General features: G+C 68.4%; 19 protein-coding genes and 1 tRNA gene. 15 read left to right on the top strand and 5 right to left on the bottom strand.

Features of this window, described 5'->3' with window-relative positions; all coding sequences use genetic code 11:
- The first annotated feature begins 16 nt into the window (after positions 1-16).
- The 5 genes from ACK4SC_RS03405 (at position 17) to ACK4SC_RS03385 (ending at position 3,732) form a co-directional block, all read left to right on the top strand.
- Positions 17-517 carry an FtsB family cell division protein gene (locus ACK4SC_RS03405; RefSeq protein ID WP_409614807.1) on the top strand — a complete coding sequence of 167 codons (501 nt, stop codon included), beginning with the start codon at positions 17-19 and terminating at the stop codon, positions 515-517.
- Entirely contained in the window at positions 514-1,032 is a 519-nt protein-coding gene (locus ACK4SC_RS03400; protein ID WP_409614805.1) for a DUF501 domain-containing protein, read from the top strand. The genes ACK4SC_RS03405 and ACK4SC_RS03400 overlap by 4 nt, the downstream gene beginning before the upstream one ends.
- Entirely contained in the window at positions 1,005-2,273 is a 1,269-nt protein-coding gene (locus ACK4SC_RS03395; RefSeq protein ID WP_409614803.1) for a S8 family peptidase, read from the top strand. Before ACK4SC_RS03400 ends, ACK4SC_RS03395 begins: the two co-directional genes overlap by 28 nt.
- 39 nt (positions 2,274-2,312) lie before the next feature.
- Positions 2,313-3,635, top strand: coding sequence for an NAD(P)/FAD-dependent oxidoreductase (locus ACK4SC_RS03390; protein WP_409614801.1), 1,323 nt, complete (start codon positions 2,313-2,315; stop codon positions 3,633-3,635).
- Between the two features lie 24 nt (positions 3,636-3,659).
- Positions 3,660-3,732 (top strand) — tRNA-Leu (locus ACK4SC_RS03385).
- A gap of 63 nt (positions 3,733-3,795) precedes the next feature.
- Here the strand turns inward: ACK4SC_RS03385 and ACK4SC_RS03380 are convergent.
- Positions 3,796-5,928 carry a hypothetical protein gene (locus tag ACK4SC_RS03380; RefSeq protein ID WP_409614799.1) on the bottom strand — a complete coding sequence of 711 codons (2,133 nt, stop codon included), beginning with the start codon at positions 5,926-5,928 and terminating at the stop codon, positions 3,796-3,798.
- 143 nt (positions 5,929-6,071) lie between these two features.
- Between ACK4SC_RS03380 and ACK4SC_RS03375 the strand changes: the two genes are divergently transcribed.
- Together ACK4SC_RS03375 and ACK4SC_RS03370 are read left to right on the top strand one after the other, a co-directional pair.
- Positions 6,072-6,638: a LemA family protein gene (locus ACK4SC_RS03375; protein WP_130281370.1), complete on the top strand. Its 567-nt coding sequence runs from the start codon at positions 6,072-6,074 to the stop codon at positions 6,636-6,638.
- Between the two features lie 44 nt (positions 6,639-6,682).
- On the top strand, positions 6,683-7,564 hold the full coding sequence (locus ACK4SC_RS03370) for a M48 family metalloprotease (protein ID WP_409614798.1): 882 nt from the start codon (positions 6,683-6,685) through the stop codon (positions 7,562-7,564).
- Here the strand turns inward: ACK4SC_RS03370 and ACK4SC_RS03365 are convergent.
- Entirely contained in the window at positions 7,561-8,772 is a 1,212-nt protein-coding gene (locus ACK4SC_RS03365) for a winged helix-turn-helix domain-containing protein (RefSeq protein ID WP_409614797.1), read from the bottom strand. The two genes, ACK4SC_RS03370 and ACK4SC_RS03365, sit on opposite strands and share 4 nt — an antisense overlap.
- A gap of 182 nt (positions 8,773-8,954) precedes the next feature.
- On the opposite strand from ACK4SC_RS03365, the gene ACK4SC_RS03360 reads away from it, so the two are divergent.
- The 6 genes from ACK4SC_RS03360 to ilvA all read left to right on the top strand — a co-directional run bounded on the left by ACK4SC_RS03360 (position 8,955) and on the right by ilvA (position 15,339).
- Positions 8,955-10,070, top strand: coding sequence for an ABC transporter substrate-binding protein (locus ACK4SC_RS03360; RefSeq protein WP_409614858.1), 1,116 nt, complete (start codon positions 8,955-8,957; stop codon positions 10,068-10,070).
- Positions 10,071-10,137: 67 nt separating this feature from the next.
- Entirely contained in the window at positions 10,138-10,998 is an 861-nt protein-coding gene (locus tag ACK4SC_RS03355; RefSeq protein WP_409614795.1) for an ABC transporter permease, read from the top strand.
- On the top strand, positions 10,995-11,801 hold the full coding sequence (locus tag ACK4SC_RS03350; protein WP_409614794.1) for an ABC transporter permease subunit: 807 nt from the start codon (positions 10,995-10,997) through the stop codon (positions 11,799-11,801). Before ACK4SC_RS03355 ends, ACK4SC_RS03350 begins: the two co-directional genes overlap by 4 nt.
- The gene (locus ACK4SC_RS03345; RefSeq protein WP_409614792.1) at positions 11,798-12,862 is read left to right on the top strand and encodes an ABC transporter ATP-binding protein; all 1,065 of its coding nucleotides are present in this window, start codon (positions 11,798-11,800) and stop codon (positions 12,860-12,862) included. The genes ACK4SC_RS03350 and ACK4SC_RS03345 overlap by 4 nt, the downstream gene beginning before the upstream one ends.
- A gap of 63 nt (positions 12,863-12,925) precedes the next feature.
- Complete coding sequence (locus ACK4SC_RS03340; protein WP_409614790.1) at positions 12,926-14,101, top strand: AI-2E family transporter; 1,176 nt, start codon at positions 12,926-12,928, stop codon at positions 14,099-14,101.
- The gene (gene ilvA / locus ACK4SC_RS03335; RefSeq protein WP_409614788.1) at positions 14,098-15,339 is read left to right on the top strand and encodes a threonine ammonia-lyase; all 1,242 of its coding nucleotides are present in this window, start codon (positions 14,098-14,100) and stop codon (positions 15,337-15,339) included. Before ACK4SC_RS03340 ends, ilvA begins: the two co-directional genes overlap by 4 nt.
- On the opposite strand, the gene greA is transcribed toward ilvA, so the two are convergent.
- Together greA and ACK4SC_RS03325 are read right to left on the bottom strand one after the other, a co-directional pair.
- The gene (gene greA, locus ACK4SC_RS03330; RefSeq protein ID WP_409614786.1) at positions 15,336-15,830 is read right to left on the bottom strand and encodes a transcription elongation factor GreA; all 495 of its coding nucleotides are present in this window, start codon (positions 15,828-15,830) and stop codon (positions 15,336-15,338) included. The genes ilvA and greA overlap by 4 nt on opposite strands.
- A gap of 69 nt (positions 15,831-15,899) precedes the next feature.
- Positions 15,900-16,301 (bottom strand): DUF4307 domain-containing protein, encoded by a 402-nt coding sequence (locus ACK4SC_RS03325; RefSeq protein ID WP_409614785.1) that lies wholly within the window; start codon positions 16,299-16,301, stop codon positions 15,900-15,902.
- A 145-nt stretch (positions 16,302-16,446) separates the two neighbouring features.
- Between ACK4SC_RS03325 and ACK4SC_RS03320 the strand changes: the two genes are divergently transcribed.
- Positions 16,447-16,791 (top strand): hypothetical protein, encoded by a 345-nt coding sequence (locus ACK4SC_RS03320; RefSeq protein ID WP_409614783.1) that lies wholly within the window; start codon positions 16,447-16,449, stop codon positions 16,789-16,791.
- Here the strand turns inward: ACK4SC_RS03320 and trhA are convergent.
- Positions 16,753-17,526, bottom strand: a complete 774-nt coding sequence (trhA, locus tag ACK4SC_RS03315; protein ID WP_409614781.1) for a PAQR family membrane homeostasis protein TrhA — start codon at positions 17,524-17,526, stop codon at positions 16,753-16,755. The two genes, ACK4SC_RS03320 and trhA, sit on opposite strands and share 39 nt — an antisense overlap.
- An 85-nt stretch (positions 17,527-17,611) precedes the next feature.
- On the opposite strand from trhA, the gene ACK4SC_RS03310 reads away from it, so the two are divergent.
- Positions 17,612-18,394 (top strand): isoprenyl transferase, encoded by a 783-nt coding sequence (locus ACK4SC_RS03310; protein ID WP_409614779.1) that lies wholly within the window; start codon positions 17,612-17,614, stop codon positions 18,392-18,394.
- The last annotated feature ends 2 nt before the right edge of the window (positions 18,395-18,396 follow it).

Genomic DNA, 18,396 nt, shown 5'->3' with positions numbered 1-18,396 from the left:
CGCGTACCCTGGGGGCATGGCGCGACGCACCCCGAAAATCCCCGTCGCCCTGCCCGACGATGCGCCGGCGCAGACGCCGTGGTTTCGTAACCTGCACGTCTCTGGTCTGACCGTGACGGTGCTGATCCTGATCATCGGGGCCCTTGTCGTCCTCGCCCCGAGCCTGCGCGTGCTTGTTGAACAGCGTCAAGAGTTGGCGGCGCTCGAGCAGCGCGTCGCCGAGCAGCAGGCACTCGTTGACGGTCTTGCCGTCGAGATTGACCGCTGGCAGGATCCCGCCTTCATTGAGGCGCAGGCGCGTGACCGCCTGCTGTACGTCTACCCGGGCGACATCAGCTATCTCGTCATCGATGACGGTCAGACCATCGAACTCGATCCGCTTCAGCCGATCAGTGACGAAATTCAGTCGACCCGCGTCGACTGGAGCCGCGCGGTGCTTCTGAGCGTCATGACCGCCGCGCTCACCGACCGCGAGGCTGACGACCTCATCGCCCCGATCGTGCAAGGAACCCCGTGACTCGTCCGCCGTTCGAGCCATTCACCGACCGCGACGTCGCCGTGGTGTCGGCGCAGCTCGGTCGCCCCGCGCGCGACGTCATCGGCATTCCCGCACGCTGCGTCTGTGGCGCGCCGACCGTCGTCGCGACCAGGCCTCGACTCGGCAATGGCACCCCGTTTCCGACCCTGTACTACCTGACCCACCCGGCGGCGACGGCGGCGGTGTCGACGCTCGAGGCAAGCGGCATCATGGCCGAGTACTCGCAGCGCCTGGTCGAAGATCCCGAGCTCGCTGCCGCCTACCGGGCTGCGCACGAGCAGTATCTCGCCGACCGCAACGGCATCCTCCCCGTCGAGGAGGTTGAGGGCTACTCGGCGGGCGGGATGCCCACGCGGGTCAAGTGCTTGCACGCTCTGGTCGGGCACAGCCTCGCCGCCGGACCGGGAGTGAATCCCATCGGCGACCTCGCGCTGGCCGCCTGCACGTGGAGTCCCGAGGTGTGCCAGTGCGCCCCCGATCAGCGCGGCGCGTAGCTGCGGCCGCCGCCCTCGCCCTCGTGGGCGGGGCGCTGTTCGCCGGCGCCGGCGCGATCGTGACCGACGAGCCGGTCGCGGCCACGAGCATCCGTGACCGCGAGTACTGGCTCGACGAGTACGGCATCCGAGGCGCGTGGGCGGCCACGCGGGGTGCCGGCGTGACGATCGCGATCATCGACTCGGGGGTCGACGCCTCGCACCCCGACCTCGCCGGTGTGGTTGTCGGCGGCACCGATGTGAGCGGCATTGGCTCGCCCGACGGTACCCAGCCGGTCGGTATCGGCAGCGACCACGGCACGCGCGTGGCGAGCCTCGCGGCAGGCAGGGGTCTCGGCCCCGGTGGCGGGGTGCTCGGTGCGGCCCCCGAAGCGACGATTCTCACGGTATCGCTGGCGTTCGGCGTCGAGTCGGCGCGCAGCGGCGACGACCAGATCGCCGACGCCGTGCGCTGGAGTGTCGACCAGGGCGCCGACATCATCTCGCTCTCGCTCACCCGCAACACGGTCGAGTGGCCGGAAAGTTGGGACGACGCGTTCGGCTACGCGGAAGCCAACGACGTCGTGGTCATCGCTGCCGCCGGAAACCGGGGGAGCGGCACCGAACAGGTCGGAGCCCCCGCGACGATGCCGGGCGTGCTCGTGGTCGGCGGGGTGAACCGTCAGGGCATCGCAAGCGATCGCGCCTCCTCGCAGGGCATCACGATCGGTGTCATGGCGCCGAGCGAGCAACTGGTGGGCGCCGTTCCCGGTGGCGGGTACGTCATCTGGCAGGGCACGAGCGGCGCGACCCCGATCGTCGCCGGCATCGCCGCGCTCGTGCGCGCGGCCTACCCTGACCTCGACGCCCCCAACGTGATCCAGCGCATCCTCGCCACCGCGCGCCCCGTCACCGACCGCGTGCCCGATCCCATCTACGGATACGGCCTCGTGGATGCGCGCGGCGCCATCTTCGCGGACGTTCCGCGCGTCGACGCCAACCCCCTCGGAACCCTCGCCGAGTGGGTTGTCGTGAACCGTCGCGCGGACGGCGCGCTGCCCAGCCTGACCGGTCGCGATGCTCGCGCCCCGATCGCGCGCGACGTGCCCGTTGACGGCACGGTCGCCGCCATTGAGGGCGCGTGGCGGCTGAGCGCGCCGCGCATCCCGGTGCTTGTTCTGATCGGAATGACGGGGCTGACCGGAATCGCCGCGCTGGCGCTACTGACCGCCGGGTTCGTCAGTCGTGCGCGGAGGCAGTAGATTAGGCGGGTTCCCTCACCACCCAAGGAGACGTCAGTCGTGCCCAGAATCGTGATCGTCGGTGGAGGCTACGCCGGTTTCTACACCGCCCTGAAGCTCGAAAAGCATCTGCGCAAGGGCGAGGCAGAGGTCGTCGTCATTGACCCGCTTCCCTACATGACGTATCAGCCGTTCCTGCCCGAGGTTGCCGCCGGTTCGATCGAGCCGCGCCACTCGGTCGTGTCGCACCGTCGTCACCTGAAGAAGACCCGTGTCATCACGGCCTCGGTGACCGCCGTCAACCACGCGGCCCGCACCGTGACGGTGCAGCCCGAGATCGGCGACTCCTACGACCTCGACTACGACCACGTCGTCGTCACCGCGGGCGCCGTTTCGCGCACCTTCCCCATCCCGGGCGTGGCAGACGTGGCGATCGGCATGAAGTCGATCGAGGAGGCCGTCGCCGTGCGCGACCGTCTGATCGACAACTTCCACCGCGCGGCCAACCTGCCCGCCGGGCCCGAGCGCGACCGCCTGCTCACGGTTGTCGTCGTCGGTGGTGGCTTCGCCGGCATCGAGACCTTCGCCGAGCTGCGCAGCCTCGCGAGCGCCCTGCTGAAGGACTACCCGCAGCTCACGATCGACGACACGCGCTTCCACCTCATCGAGGCGATGGGCCGCATCATGCCCGAGGTCTCGCTCGAGACCAGCAAGTGGGTGCTGAAGAACCTCGCCCAGCGCGCCGCAACCGTTCACCTCGACACTCAGCTGACGAGCGCCGTTGATGGCGTTGTCGAGCTGTCGACCGGTGAGAGCTTCGCAAGTGACCTCATCATCTGGACCGCCGGCGTCATGGCGAACCCCGTCGTGCGCGGCACCGACCTCCCGCTGGAAGAGCGTGGGCGCATTCGGGCCCGCGCTGACCTGCGGGTTGTCGATGAAGACGGCACGATCATCGACGGCGCATGGACAGCCGGCGACGTCTCGGCCGTGCCTGACCTGACCGGCGGCGGCGTCGGGGGCTACTGCGTGCCGAACGCCCAGCACGCGGTTCGGCAGGGCAAACGCCTGGCGAAGAACCTCGTCGCCGTCCTGCGGGGCGAAGAGACGCACGACTACGTGCACAAGAACCTCGGCGCTGTCGCGGGCCTCGGCCTCGGCTACGGCGTGTTCCAGTCGGGCAAGCTCGCCATCACGGGCTTCCCGGCGTGGGTCGCGCACCGCGGCTATCACGGGCTCGCGATCCCCATGTGGGAGCGCAAGATTCGCGTCGTCAGCGGGTGGTTCTGGAACCTGGTGCTCGGCCGCGACAACGTCACGTTGGCGGCGCGCGAAGAGCCGCAGAAGTACTTCCAGACGTTCGCCTCGCGCCCGAAGGTCTGATCGGCCTCTCTATGCTGGGGTGACGCCCCGGTAGCCCAATGGCAGAGGCAGGCGACTTAAAATCGCCACAGTGTGGGTTCGACCCCCACCCGGGGTACTCTCTGCACGGCGCGGCGCTGGTGCGCGCCGCGGGGTTCGACCCCCACCCGGGGTACTCGTCTTATCGCAGGCTCGGCTCGACCCAGCGGGTCCAGGCGACGATTGCCAGGCAGACCGCGCCGAACGCGGCCGCGAGGCCTGCCAGCGGCACGATCGGGAAGCTCGGGCCCGACACGGCGATGGCGGCGCCCACCGCGGCCGTGACGACCGTGACGATCGCCCACACGGGTCGCGAGATGGCGTATAACGTCCGGCCGGGAAACGGTCCGATGGGGAGCAGCAGCAGGACGATCGATCCGAACCCGCCGAGCGCCAGCGCTGCGGCTCCCTCCGCGGCGAGGTTGGCCCAGAACCCGACCGCCGGCGAGAGCAGATCGTGCACGGCCCACCCGATGAGGGCCATCACGGCCACTCCGCTGGTCTGGGCCACGGCGACTCCGGCGCGCGCGGCGCGGGGCACGAAGCCGACGATCGTCGTGGCGACAAGCACGCCGATCAGGATCGGCGGTTGGAGGTCCCACAGGCGTGACAGGAGGGCGGTGGCCGTCGCAGCGACGAGCATCGACGGCAGAAGGCGGTCCGTCACCACCGCCGAGGTGAGCCGGCCGGCAAGCCGTGCCGGAATGACGACGGCGAACAGATTCAGCGCCAACAGTGCAGCGCCAATCGCCGCCATGAGGCGCAGGTAGCGCACCTCGAGGTCGATTCCACCCGAGAGAGCGGCAACCAGCGTGGCGCCTCCGAGTACCCCGGCGGCGACCAACCAGCCGGGCAATATTGGTCGGTCATCGTCGGTCACGGCACGATTGCGTCCTGTCAGCTGAAAGCCAGCGGGCAGTAGTCGGGGAAGTGACCCCTGCGTGACGAGCCGCATCGGCCAGGCGACGAGCAGCAGGTACCCGAGCCCGACGAGAATCCCGATCAGCCAGCCCCCGCGCTTCCACACATCGGCCGCTGTCGGTAGCGAGGCGCCAAACGTGGTCGGCGTGCCCCAGTTGGTGTCGCCCGCACCCGAGCCGGGGGCGCCGGGCCCCACCGGGTCGGGAGGCGTTGGCCCACCCGGGCCTGGCGGTGGTGAGGGAGTCGCCGTTTCGTCATTCGCGTCGGAGTCGTCGGCGCCATCGTTGTCGGGAGTGCCCGGTGTCTCGGGCGAATCGGGTGCCGGGGGAGGCGGCGCCGGGGTGCCGGGGCCCGGCTCGTTCGGTGACGGAGATGTCGGCGACGGGGTGGGCGACGGCGAGGCGCCGTTCGGTGATTCGACGGTCACAGGAATCCGGGCGGTCGGCGCACTGAAGTTGCCGGCGGCATCGCGCTGCAGCGCCTGCACGTCCCACGTTCCCGGCCCAGAGAAGGCGATCGTGCACTCCCACGCCCCTGAGCCGGAGGCCTGAGTCTGACACCGCTGCTCGCCATTCACGAACACCTGGATGCTCGCCCCGGCCTCGCCACCGCCTCGCGCGATCACGCGCGGCTGGTCGAGCATCATCCCTGGTGTCGGGCTGGACACGGTCGGGGGCGCGGGCGCCTCGCGGTCGAGCGTCATGGGAACGCTGCCGCTGAACACCGAGAACTCGCTTCCGAGCGACGGCAAGCTTTGGCGCGCGCGCACCTGATACTCGCCCCCCGGCGCGTTCTGACTGGAGAGCGCGCACGACCAGAACCCGTCTGGCAGCACGTCGGGGCACGCGTGCGTGACCTGACCGTTGGCTCCGATCGTCTGAACCTGCAGCCGCGCGCCGGGTTGCCCGCGTCCGACGACGCGGCCGGCGGTGACGATTCGGCCGCCGTTGGAGCTCACGGTTGGTGGGCCGAGCACGCGGAGGCGGAGTGTGGGCAGCGGTGCGGTGCTGTCGTCGTCGAAGGTCTGCACCGCGGTGAACTCGATCGTTCCGTTCGAGACCTGCAGAGGAGGACAACTCCACGATGTCGACGCGGGATCAGAGATTGAGCAGATGATTCCGCTCTGCCCAGCCCGCCGAATCACGAGGGTGCTGCCCTCGTCTTTCGTGCCTGTGAGCGTCACGACGTTCTCGCCGACGAACGTGTCGTTGGCAATTCCCCACGCGGCTGCGGCATGAGCGGGCGCGGCCGGGGCGACAGCCAGCGGCGCCGCGATGGCGAGCGGGGCGAGAAGGAGGGCGAGGATCCGCGGCCGTCGCCAGCACGCGCCGTGTGGGCGCCGGGCAGGCCGCATGAGTATCACCCCTCTTGCCTCACAGTCGCAGTGCGACGATTCTTTCAGGATCCGGGCTCAACCCCCGTATCCGGCGCGCTGTCCACAGCCCGCACTTAGTGCGTACCCTGTCGCCCCGCGGTCGTGCCGCCTATGCTGAGACCATGGAATTCCTCATCGTCGTTGGTGTCATTCTCGTGCTCGCGATCATCGCGGGCATCTACCTGTGGGCCACGTACAACGCCCTCGTGACTCTCAACGTGCGAGTCGACGAGGCGTGGAGCGACATCACGGTGCAGTTGAAGCGCCGCGCCGACCTGCTGCCGAACCTGATCGAGGCCGTGAAGGGCTACGCCGCCCACGAGAAGCAGGTCTTCGAGAACGTGACGAAGGCGCGCGCGGAAACGCTGAGCGCCCAGGGCCCCGCTGAAGCGAGCGCCGCCGAGAACCACATGCAGCAGGCCCTGAAGAGCATCTTCGCGGTCGCGGAGGCGTACCCGCAGCTGCAGGCGAGCCAGAACTTCCTGCAACTGCAGGGCGAGCTCGTCGACACGGAAGACAAGATTCAAGCCTCGCGCCGGTTCTACAACGGCGGTGTTCGCGAGCTGAACGTCAAGATCAAGCAGTTCCCCAACACGCTGTTCGTGCGCAGCCTTGGCTTCACCGAGCGTGACTTCTTCGAGGTCGCTGACGCGGCCGCCATCGCCGAGCCGCCCCGGGTTCAGTTCTAATCGGGACACCCCCTACAGCAACGGCCTTCCAGGAGGGCTGACACGTGTATCGCGCCATAGCGGCGAACAAGCGCAAGACGGTGTTCATCATCGTGCTGTTCGTCATCTTCATCGGGCTGATCGCCCTGCTGTTCGATTTCGCGTACGGCAGCGGCTTCACCATCACCATCGGCACGCTGATCGGCGCGACCGTCTACGTGCTGATTCAGTACTACTCGGCCGGCTCGCAGGCGCTCGCCATGGCCGGCGCACGGCAGATCCAGAAGGCTGACAACCCCCGGCTATACCGCATTGTCGAGAACCTCGCGATCACCGAGGGCCTGCCCATGCCGAAGGTCTACATCGTCGACGACCCGGCACCCAACGCGTTCGCGACCGGTCGCGACCCGCAGCACGCGTCGGTCGCCGCCACGACCGGGCTCCTCGACATCATGACCGACCGTGAACTGAACGGCGTCATGGCCCACGAGATCGGGCACGTCAAGAACTACGACATCCGGGTCTCCACGATCGTCTTCGGCCTCGTGGTCTTCGTCGGGTTCCTCACCGACATCCTCCTGCGCATGGCCTTCTTCGGCGGCGGGCGCAACAACAATGGCGGCAACATCGTCGTTCTTGTGCTGGGGCTCGCGGCCATGATCATCGCCCCGCTGACAGCGGCTGCCATTCAGGCCGCCGTGTCGCGGCAGCGTGAGTACCTCGCCGACGCGACGGGCGCCCTTGCCACGCGCGACCCCGAGGCTCTGGCGAGCGCCCTGCAAAAGCTCGGCGACTACGCCCGGCCGATGAAGCGGCAGAACTCGACGATGGCGCACCTGTGGATCAGCGACCCGATGAAGCCCGGGGTCATCGACCGCATGTTTGCGAGCCACCCGCCGATTCCCGACCGGGTGAAGCGCCTCATCGAGAACTCGACCCGCTTCTAGCCCTCTCGGGCGACGGATGCGCGAATCGCCTCAATCGCGTTGCCCCAGTCAGCGACGACCACACCCCCGAGCCCCTGCCACTGCGCGGCCCGCGTGAGCACGGGTGTCACCCGTTCCGCCATCCACGCGGGGTTCACCCCGTCTTCAGCCCACGCGGACTGGACGCGGAGGATGCCGGCCTGGCGGTCGCTCTTGAGATCGATGCGGCCGACGACACGGTCGTCGATGAGCACGGGGAGCGTGTAGTACCCGTACTGCCGCTTCGGCGCTGGCGTGTAGATCTCAATGCGGTAGTGAAAATCGAACAGGCGCTCGGTGCGCGGTCGGAACCACACCACCGGGTCGAAGGGTGACAGCAGCGCGGTGGCCTGGACCCTGCGGGGGATGCGGGAGCCCGCGAGACGGTAGGCGATGTCGGGGCGCGAGCCGCGCATCCACCCGTCGACGGTGACCGGCACGACCGTGCCTTCGTCGACGAGATCACGCAGCGCAGCCTGCGTGGGCGCAATCTTCAGCCGGTGGTAGTCGGCGATGTCGGCGACTGTTCCGACGCCCAAGGCGCGCACGCTGCGACGCACCAGTTCGCGCTGCGCATCGGCGATCGGCACCGCGACGTCGTGAAGGTGGGCGAGCCCGACATGCTCGGGCAACGCGTACACGCGGGAGAACCCGCGCCGGCCCCCGCTGACAACGTCGCCGAAGGCGAACAGGTACTCGAGTCCGAGCTTCACGTCGCTCCAGCCCCACCACGGCCCGCGGCGTGCGGCCGCGTCATGCTCGACGTCGCTGACGGTCATTGGTCCGTTCGCGGCAAGCTCGTCGAGCAGCCACCGCATCATGCGCGGGTTGTCGCGAACCCACGCCTCACGCGCCGTGTACTTCTCGCGAAGCGCCTGGCGCTTCCAGTGCCACAGAGGCCAGTCGTCACGTCGAATGAGCGCCGCCTCGTGCGCCCAATACTCGAGGTATCGGCCCCGGCGGGCGAACACCTGGGTGTCGAGCGCGCCCGAGTCATAGGAACCCATACGTGCGAACAGCGGCAGGTAGTGCGAGCGGGCGAACACGTTCACGCTGTCGAGCTGCAGCACGTGAAGGCGGTCGACGGCCGCGGTGAGCGTGCGAGCGGTCACCGATGAGGGGTGTGGGCGGTCGAAGCCCTGCGCGGCGAGCGAGAGGCGCCGGGCTTCGGCACGGCTGAGGTGATCCACACGGTCACGGTAGTGCCGACCCCCGACGGTCGACGGGCGTTTCGGTGGTGTTCACCCAGCCGGGGGTCGTTGGACACGAACCAGATTTACGTTCGGCTCATCCGCCGCGTTACCGTCGCGCCACCCCCGGCACGCCGCAGCGGACCACCCCACCGGAGGACCTGTTGAACACCACTCGCACCATGACCGGCGTGGCGCTCGTTGCCGCTGCCGCTCTCACACTCAGCGCGTGTGCCACCGACGCGGGCGCTGACCCGAACGGCTCGGGCATCGACGCGTCGACGGCGACCAGCCTCGCCGACTTCGGCTCGTTCGAGGCGCTAGAGGAGGCTGCCAAGGCCGAAGGCCAGCTCAACGTCATCGCGCTTCCGCGTGACTGGGCGAACTACGGCGAGATTCTCGACCTGTTCGCTGAGCGCTACCCCGAGATCACCATCAACGAGGCCTCGCCCGACGCCTCCAGCGCCGAAGAGATCCAGGCTGCCGAGAATCTTCGCGGCCAGAGCACCGCGCCCGACGTCTTCGACCTCGGCCTCGCCGTGGCGCTCTCGAGCACCGACTACTTCGCCGAATACCGCGTGCAGCGCTGGGACGACATCCCCGACGCGCTCAAGCACCCGGACGGCCTGTTCTGGGCTGACTACGGCGGGTACATGGCCGTCGGCTACGACCCCGACGCCGTTCCGGCGCCGACCAGCCTGCAGGATCTGCTCGGCCCCGACTACCGCGGCAAGGTGGCGATCAACGGCGACCCGACGCAGGCCGGTGCCGCCTTCGCGGCCGTCGGCATGGCCACTGTGCAGAACGGCGGCACGCTCGATGACTTCAGCGCCGGTATCGACTTCTTCGAAGAGTTGAACGCCGTCGGCAACTTCATCAAGATCGACCCGACCCCCGCCACGGTCGCCTCGGGCGAGACCCCTGTCGTCTTCGACTGGGACTACCTGAACGCGGGCTACGCCGCGAACCTCGAGGGCCAGCGCAACTGGGAGGTCGTCGTCTTCGATGGCATCGGCTACGCCGGCTATTACAACCAGGCCATCAACAAGGACGCGCCGAACCCGGCGGCAGCTCGCCTGTGGCAAGAGTTCCTCTACAGCGCCGAGGTGCAGAACCTCTGGCTGAAGGGCGGGGCTCGTCCGGTGCTTGAGCAGGCGATGGTCGACGCCGGTGAGATCGACGAGGCGCTCTACGCCGCGCTTCCCGAGCCTCCCGCCGAGACGGTCGTGCCGTCCGCCGAGCAGAGCGCGGCCGCCGGCACGCTCCTCGGCCAGCGTTGGGCAGCTGCTGTCCAGTAGCACGCTCGCGGCCCCGGTCGCACCCGCGGCTGACCCCCGACGCCCTGTGCGTCGGGGGTCAGCCCGCGTGGCCGGCGCCCGAGCCCGTCGCCGCGCGGCCCTCGGGCTTGCGCCCTTTGCCGTCTACATCCTGCTGTTCCTCGCCCTTCCCACTCTGCTCGCCGTGTGGTCGGGCTTTTTCGAGCGGGATGGCTCCTTCACGCTCGAAAACATCGCAGCGCTCGGTGACCCCGTGATTCTGCGCACCTTCGGAACCTCACTCTGGCTATCGGCGCTCACGGCCGTCGTCGGCGCCATTCTCGGCGCCCTGGTGTGTTACGCGCTCGTCGGCGTTCGCTCCGATGGCCCCCTACGCAGTGTTGTCGACGCCATCTCGGGCGTGCTCGCCCAATTCGGTGGCGTCATGCTGGCCTTCGCCTTCGTCGCGACCATCGGCATCCAGGGTTTCGTCACTGTCGTTCTGCGTGACCAACTCGGTTTCAACATCTACGAGAACGGCGTCTGGCTCTACGAGGCTCCCGGGCTGATCCTGCCCTACATCTACTTCCAGGTGCCGCTCATGGTCATCGTTTTTCTGCCAGCCCTGCAGGCGCTGAAGCCGCAGTGGGCCGAGGCCAACGCGACCCTGGGAGGGACCACTGCCGGATTCTGGTGGCGCATCGGCATTCCCGTGCTCGCCCCGTCGTTCCTCGGCTCACTGCTGCTGCTGTTCGCCAATGCGTTCAGCTCGTACGCGACGGCCGCCGCGCTGACCAGCCAGGGCCAGTCGATCGTGCCGCTGCAGATTCGTGCAGCCCTGACCAGTGAGACGGTGCTCGGCCGCGAGAACCTGGCCGGGGCCCTCGCCCTCGGCATGATCCTCGTGATGGCGGTCGTCATGTCGCTGTACGCGCTCGTTCAGCGCCGGGCCGCGAGGTGGCAGCGATGAGCGCGACCACCACGCTCGCCCCCCGCCCCGTGACCCGCTGGGTCATCCTCGGCGTCGTCGGCGCCGTGTTCGCGCTGCCCCTCATCGCGATGGTCGAGTTCACGATGCGTCGCGGCCTCGACGGCGGCTACGACCTCTCGCGCTGGATCACGGTCGTCAGCGGCGAGCTCGGGCCCGCCTACGCCCCGGTGTGGCAGGGCATCCAGAACTCCGTCGTGCTGGCGCTCGTCACGGTGCTCCTCATGCTCGTCCTGCTGGTGCCGACCATGATTCTCGTCACCCTGCGGTTTCCGTCACTGCAGCGCGTGCTCGAGTTCATCTGCCTGCTGCCCATCAGCATCCCGGCGATCGTCCTGGTCGTCGGCCTCGCGCCGGTCTACCAGGTGATCTCCCGGATGCTCGGGTCCGGAACCTGGAGCCTCGCGTTCGCCTACGGCATCCTCGTGCTGCCCTTCGCCTATCGCGCGGTGCAGTCCAACATCGAGGCGGTCGACGTCGTCACGCTGACCGAGGCGGCGCGCTCGCTCGGCGCCGGCTGGGTCACCGTGATCGTGAGTGTGCTCATGCCGAACCTCCGTCGCGGACTGTTGGCCGGGGCGTTCATCTCGGTCGCCGTGGTGCTCGGCGAGTTCACGATCGCCTCCTTGCTCAGCCGCACGACGCTGCAAACGGCGCTCGTCGTCGCCTCCAAGGCCGACGCGTTCATCGCCGTCATCTTCGCCCTGCTCGCCCTACTGTTCGCGTTATTGCTGCTGCTCATCATCGGGCGCATCGGACGCGGACGCCCCGGAAGGACCTCATGACCCTCGCCGACCCCGCCACCCGAACCTCCGCCCCCGTCGCCCTCGTCGACGTCGTGAAGCGATTCCCCGGGCTTACCGCCCTCGACGGAGTCTCGCTCGAGCTCGCGCCAGGTGAGTTCGTTGCCCTGCTCGGCCCCTCGGGCTGTGGCAAGACGACGGCGCTCCGCGTGCTCGCGGGGCTCGAGTCGGCCGATGACGGCCACATCCTCATCGACGACCGCGACGTCGTCGACGTGCCGACCAACAAGCGCGACATCGGCATGGTGTTCCAGTCGTACTCACTCTTCCCGCACCTGACCGTCGCCGAGAACGTCGAGTTCGGGCTGCGGATGCGCGGGGTGCCCGCGGCTGAGCGGCGACAGCGCGCCGGCGCCATGCTCGACATGGTCGGCCTCGACCACCACGCCGAGCGGTTCGCCCACCAGCTTTCGGGAGGTCAGCAGCAGCGCGTCGCCCTTGCCCGCGCGCTCGTCACCCAGCCCCGCGTGCTGCTGCTCGACGAACCGTTGAGCGCCCTCGACGCGAAGGTGCGAGTCGGGCTGCGCGACGAGATCCGCCGCATCCAGACCGAGCTCGGCATCACCACCCTCTTCGTCACGCACGATCAGGAGGAGGCGCTCGCCGTCTCCGACCGCGTGGCTGTCATGCGCACGGGGCGCATCGAACAGATCGGCACGCCCGAAGCACTGTATTCACGCCCCGTCAACGACTTCGTCGCCGACTTCGTCGGGCTGAGCAACCGGATGCCCGCGGAGGTCATCGGGGGAGTCGTCGTCATCGAGGGCCAGCGCGTGCCGCTCATCGACACTGACGCTCACGCCGGACCGGTGCACGCCCTGGTGAGACCCGAGGACATCGTCTTCGCGACGGACGGCGATGCCCACGCGCGCTCGGCGGTCGTGGTCACGACGTCGTTCCTGGGCTCACTGCGGCGCACGCGGGTGCGATTCTCTGACGGTGCCGAAGCAACGCTGCAACACGAGGTCGGCCACACGCCGAACCCGGGGGATACCGTTCGCGTTCGCCTCACAGGGCGGCCGGTAGCGGTCAGCCGCCTCTAGCGCATGCCCGCGAGGGCATGCGCGCGGCCCCGAGCATCCCGAGCCTGCTCGTAGACTGGCCGCATGTTCCGACGCCTGCGCGCCCCCGAGACTCCAGCGTTCAGCGCTGCGAACACCGTCTCGCCCGGCATGCGCATCGCGGCCGCGTGGTCGTGGCGGTTCCTCGTGGTCGCCGGCGCCATCGCCGTGCTGATCTTCGTCGTGATCCAGCTGCGGCTGCTCATCATTCCGCTCCTCATTGGCGTGTTGCTGGCGTCGTTGCTGCAGCCCTTCTCGAGCCTGTTGCAGTCCGCCCTGCGCTTCCCGAAGTGGCTCGCCGTCGTGACGGCCATGCTGACCCTCCTCGGCACCGTGACGGGCCTCGTGTGGCTCGTCGTCTCGGAGATCCGCGCGGGCTACGCGTCAATCGAAGCGCGTGCCATCGAGCGCTACAACGAGCTCATCATCTGGGCCACCGAAACGTTCGGCCTGAGCGAGAACACGATCAATGACTGGATCGCCAACGCGATCGATGAACTCGAGATTGACCCCGACTTCCTGCTCTCTGGCGCGCTGTCAGTCGGCTCGACGGTCGGAGAGGTGGCGACCGGCGCGGTGCTCGCCCTCTTTGCGCTGCTCTTCTTCCTCATCGACGGGCCACGAATCTGGGCGTTCATCGTGCGGCTGTTCCCGAAGCCGGCGCGGGTGCCGGTCGATGGGGCGGGAAAGGCCGGCTGGCTGACGCTCAGTAACTTCGCCAAGGTGCAGATCTTCGTCGCGTTCGTCGACGCCGTCGGCATCGGGCTCGGTGCCCTCATCCTTCAGCTGCCGCTTGCCCTGCCCATCGCCGTCGCCGTGTTCCTCGGCAGTTTCGTGCCCATCGTCGGAGCCGTTGTGACCGGTGCGCTGGCCGTCTTCATCGCGCTCGTCTACTACGACATCGTCGTCGCCCTCATCATGTTGGCGATCGTCCTGCTCGTCCAGCAGGTCGAATCGAACGTGTTGCAGCCTCTCGTCATGGGGCAGGCCGTCAAGGTGCACCCGCTCGCGGTGGTGCTCGCGGTCGCGGCCGGTGGCTTCCTCGCTGGCATTCCCGGCATCCTCTTCGCGGTGCCGATCGCCGCCGTGCTGAATGTTGTCGTGCGTTACCTCGCCAGCGGTGCCTGGCGAGTGCATCCCGACCCTGAGTTGGCGGACATCCTGCCGCCCGACGACACCGCGACCGCACCCGAGTCAGCCGACAGGAAGGTCGACGAATGACCCACGAGCTCACGATCGCCGGACCGACGCTCGATGACGTGGAACGGGCGCGCGTCACCGTGTCGGCGGTCGTCGACGTCACGCCGATGGAGTCGTCGCACTACCTGAGCCGCGTGCTCGGTCAGCCCGTCTTCATGAAGTGCGAGAACCTGCAACGCACGGGGTCGTACAAGATCCGTGGCGCCTACAACCGCATCTCGTCGCTCAGCGACGAGGAAAAAGCGCGGGGCGTCGTCGCCGCATCTGCGGGCAACCACGCGCAGGGGGTGGCATTCGCCGCTCGTGAGCTCGGCATCCCCGCCACCATCTTCATGCCCATCGGCGTCGCCCTGCCAAAGCTGCAGGCCACCCGCGACTATGGCGCCGAGGTGGTGCTGCGGGGACACACCGTCGCCGAGCCGCTGAAGGCCGCGGCCGAGCACGCCGAGCGCACGGGTGCGGTGTACATTCCGCCGTTCGATCACCCCGACGTTGTCGCCGGCCAGGGCACGCTGGGGCTTGAAGTGCTCGAGCAGGTTCCCGACCTCAGCACGGTCGTCGTGCCGATCGGCGGGGGCGGCCTGATCTCGGGGATGGCGTCGGTGCTGAAGCGCCGGGCGGCTGAACTCGGCCGTGACATTCGCGTCATCGGGGTGCAGGCGGTCAACGCCGCCGCATACCCCGTCTCTCTCGCCGCCGGAGTCCCGACAGAGATCACCATCAGCCCGACGATCGCCGACGGAATCGCCGTGTCGAAGCCCGGCAAGCTGAACTTCGCGATCATCGCCGACACCGTCGACGAGGTCGTCACGGTTGACGATGACGACATCGCCCGCGCCATGCTCGTGCTGCTCGAGCGGGCAAAGCTCGTCGTCGAACCCGCCGGGGCCGTGGGAGTAGCCGCGATCCTGACGGGCAAGGTGCAGGCCACCGGCCCGACCGTGGTCATGCTCTCGGGGGGAAACATCGACCCGCTCATCATGGAGCGCGTGATCAGCCACGGGCTTGCGGCGAGCGAGCGGTATCTGAAGTTGCGCATCCCGCTGCCCGACCGCCCCGGCCAACTGGCGCGCACCAGCGAGATCGTGGCGGCGCAGAACGCGAACGTCGTGGAGGTGCTGCACACGCGGCACGGCACCGGGCTGCAGATCAGCCAGGTCGAACTCGAACTGCACATCGAGACCCGCGGCCCCGAACACGCCGAACAGGTGTTGGGCGCGCTCAGGGCCGAGGGTTACGAACCGCGCGTCGACTTTTAGGGTGCGTAGGTCTCGACTTCGACGATCGTGACCTCGATGCTCTTGCCGTTGGGGGCCTCGTAGCTGACGGTGTCACCGATCTTGGCGCCGTTGATGGCCTGGCCGAGCGGGCTCGCCTCGCTGAAGACGTCGAGTTCGCTGCCGTCGGCGAGAATCTCGCGGCTGCCGAGCAAGAACTTCTCGGTGTCGCCGAGAATCGTCGCGGTGATGACCGTGCCGGGGCGCACCACGCCGTCGGCCTCGGGAGCGTCCCCGACCGTTGCGTTCTTCAGCAACTCGGTGAGGGTTCGGATGCGCGCTTCGATCTTGCCCTGCTCGTCTTTCGCGGCGTGGTACCCGCCGTTCTCCTTCAGGTCCCCCTCATCGCGGGCGGCCTCGATGCGCTTGGCGATCTCGGCGCGCCCCGTCGTTGACAGGTGCTCCAGCTCAGCCTGCAGACGGTCGTACGCGTCCTGGGTGAGCCACTGGGTGGTTCCACTGGTGTCGCTCATGACTTGCCTCCTGATGCAAAACAGAACCGGCCGCCGTAGCGGCCGGTTCCGAGATCGATTCGCAGAAGCCTACGGGAGCCAGCACCCGTACGGCAAACCTGTCACAGCCTGCTCCGATGTGCGCAGCGTCTCGGTGAAGGTGCGCGTGCGCTGTTCCGAAGCGCCGAGGTCGAGCACTCGCCAACCGACGATGCCGAAGTTCTCGTTGAGGGCCTGCACCGCGCACGAGACGTCGGTGCCCGGGTCGACGGAGACCTCCCACGCCACCGTGATGCTCGTCTCCGTGACCTCCGCGAAGCCCAACTCGCGCACCTCGAGGGTGGCGTTGGTTCCCGACAGACCGCCCCACACGACCCACGAACCGAAGACGATCGTGAACACGATGCCGCCGATGATCAGGATGCGCCGCGTACGCCGATCCTCGTTCGGGGTGCGTCCGTAGCGCTCATCCAGGCGCTGCTGCACGGTCATGGAGTTGCGGTGCCCTCTCGGTGTTCGCTCTGGCGCGGGGGATACGCTGGGTGTTCCCAGGGTAGGGGCCCATCCTGTGCGGCCGCTCCCGGCCGGCTCGTGATTCACGTGCCGATCCCGTCGTTGTTCAAGGAGCGCATCCGCCGTGTTCTGGTCCGTCATTACCCGATTGCCTGAGGGCCTCGGGCCGAACCCCATCGATGACCCGCTCATCCCGCCGTTTCAGGGTGACCCAAATACGGTGACCCCCGGGGTCGCCGGGTTCTTCGCCATCTTCTTTGTCGCCGTCGCGTCGATCTTCATCATCGTCGACATGGCCCGCCGCATTCGGCGAGTGCGCTATCGCGGTGAGGTTCGCGAACGCCTCGAGGCCGAGCGAGCGGCCGCCGAGCAGTCGGACGCGGGTACGGCGCCCCACGACACCGACGTCGTGGATGCGGCGAGCTCCGACTCAGCCGGCGGCGACGGGCGGGTTGATCGCGATCAGTAGTGTCGCGGTCCAGTGGCAGAGGAAGGCCACGACCGTCAGTGCGTGAAAGATCTCGTGGAACCCGAACACGCCAGGAACCGGGTTGGGCTTCTTCATGCCGTAGATGACCGCTCCCGCCGTGTACGCCAGGCCGCCGGCGACGATGAGAACCATCATGGCGATGTTGGCGGCGACGAGATCGCCGATGTACAGCACGGCGGCCCAGCCCAGGAGCAGGTAGAGCGGCACGTAAACCCACCGGGGGGCGTGGATCCAGAACACGCGGAATCCGATTCCGAGCAGCGCCCCCGACCAGACGAGCACCAGCAGAATGAGCCCCTTATCGAGGGGGAGCGCGAGCAGCGACATCGGCGTGTAGGTGCCGGCGATGAGCAGGAAGATGTTCGCGTGGTCGAGCCGCTTGAGCAGCACGCGGGTGCGGTCGTTCCAGGTGAATCGGTGGTAGGTCGCCGAGATGCCGAACAGCAACAGCGAACTCAGCACGAAGACGGCGCTTGACCAGCGGGCCATGGGGCCGTCGCCGACCGCCACGAGCACGAGGCCGAGCACGATTGCCAGCGGGAAGGTGCCCGCGTGAATCCAGCCGCGCCAGGTGGGCTTCTTCTCGGCCGCGCGGTATTCGATCGAGTCGTCCAACAGGGGGATGTTCGGAATGCGCGCCGCGGGCTCGCGCTCGACGGATTCGGGCGTGGCTGCGTCGCGGTCCGTCGAGGGGCCCTGCGGTGTGGCGGTCATGTATCGATGCTACGTCGCCGGCCTGGACGCCCCCAGCCGGTTGGACCACGGCCACAACGCACGCCCGGTGGACTACCGTAGGTCTGTGCGTTCGACGCGAACTCTCGCGGGGCGCGGGCCCCTCTACCGCCTGTACATGCGCCGGCTGCGCCGTCAGTTGGTCGGCACAACACACCCTCAGCACGTCGCCATGATCATCGACGGCAACCGCCGCTGGGCTCGTCAGTGGGGCGGCAGCACCGAGCACGGCCACCGCGCTGGTGCCGTCAAGGTTCGCGAGTTCTTGACCTGGTGTGACGATGCCGACATCAAGGTGGTCACCCTGTACTTGTTGTCCGCCGACAACCTCACGGGCCGCGACAGCGACGAGCTGGCGGCGCTCACGCGCATCATTGCCGAACTCGCCGACGAGCTATCGGGCGTGCGCGACTGGCGTGTGCACCATGTGGGCAGCCGCGAGGGTTTGCCGGCCGAGCTGTGCGAGGCCCTCGAACGGGCCTCGAATGCGACGGAACAGCATCCCGGTCTTCATGTGAACCTGGCGGTCGGATACGGGGGCCGCCGAGAGATCGTGGAGGCGGTTCGGCGCATCATCGAGGCGCACGCGTCCGACGGGGGCACGCTCGACGATCTCGCCGAGAAGGTCACGCCCGACCACATCGCCGAGCACCTGTACACCGGCGGACAACCCGACCCTGACCTCGTGATCCGCACCTCGGGCGAGCAGCGCCTGAGCGACTTCATGCTGTGGCAGAGCGCCCACAGCGAGTTCTACTTCGTCGAGGCCCTCGGCCCCGACCTGCGCGAGGTCGACTTCCTCCGAGCGCTGCGAGACTTCTCGCGCCGCCAGCGACGGTTCGGGCAGTAAGG

Origin of the sequence: Microcella sp. (assembly GCF_046293215.1) — a bacterium.
Lineage (GTDB): Bacteria > Actinomycetota > Actinomycetes > Actinomycetales > Microbacteriaceae > Microcella.
Note: the sequence above shows the minus strand (reverse complement) of the source record. Positions and strands in the feature narration are given on the sequence as shown.

Bases quoted from the DNA above. Each gene is read 5' to 3' on its own strand.
- ACK4SC_RS03380 (WP_409614799.1), bottom strand. From the start codon at position 5,928: ATGCGGCCTGCCCGGCGCCCACACGGCGCGTGCTGGCGACGGCCGCGG.
- trhA (WP_409614781.1), bottom strand. From the start codon at position 17,526: ATGACCGCCACACCGCAGGGCCCCTCGACGGACCGCGACGCAGCCACG.
- ACK4SC_RS03340 (WP_409614790.1), top strand. From the start codon at position 12,926: ATGTTCCGACGCCTGCGCGCCCCCGAGACTCCAGCGTTCAGCGCTGCG.
- ACK4SC_RS03350 (WP_409614794.1), top strand. From the start codon at position 10,995: ATGAGCGCGACCACCACGCTCGCCCCCCGCCCCGTGACCCGCTGGGTC.
- greA (WP_409614786.1), bottom strand. From the start codon at position 15,830: ATGAGCGACACCAGTGGAACCACCCAGTGGCTCACCCAGGACGCGTAC.
- ACK4SC_RS03405 (WP_409614807.1), top strand. From the start codon at position 17: ATGGCGCGACGCACCCCGAAAATCCCCGTCGCCCTGCCCGACGATGCG.
- ACK4SC_RS03325 (WP_409614785.1), bottom strand. From the start codon at position 16,301: ATGACCGTGCAGCAGCGCCTGGATGAGCGCTACGGACGCACCCCGAAC.
- ACK4SC_RS03360 (WP_409614858.1), top strand. From the start codon at position 8,955: ATGACCGGCGTGGCGCTCGTTGCCGCTGCCGCTCTCACACTCAGCGCG.
- ACK4SC_RS03345 (WP_409614792.1), top strand. From the start codon at position 11,798: ATGACCCTCGCCGACCCCGCCACCCGAACCTCCGCCCCCGTCGCCCTC.
- ilvA (WP_409614788.1), top strand. From the start codon at position 14,098: ATGACCCACGAGCTCACGATCGCCGGACCGACGCTCGATGACGTGGAA.
- ACK4SC_RS03375 (WP_130281370.1), top strand. From the start codon at position 6,072: ATGGAATTCCTCATCGTCGTTGGTGTCATTCTCGTGCTCGCGATCATC.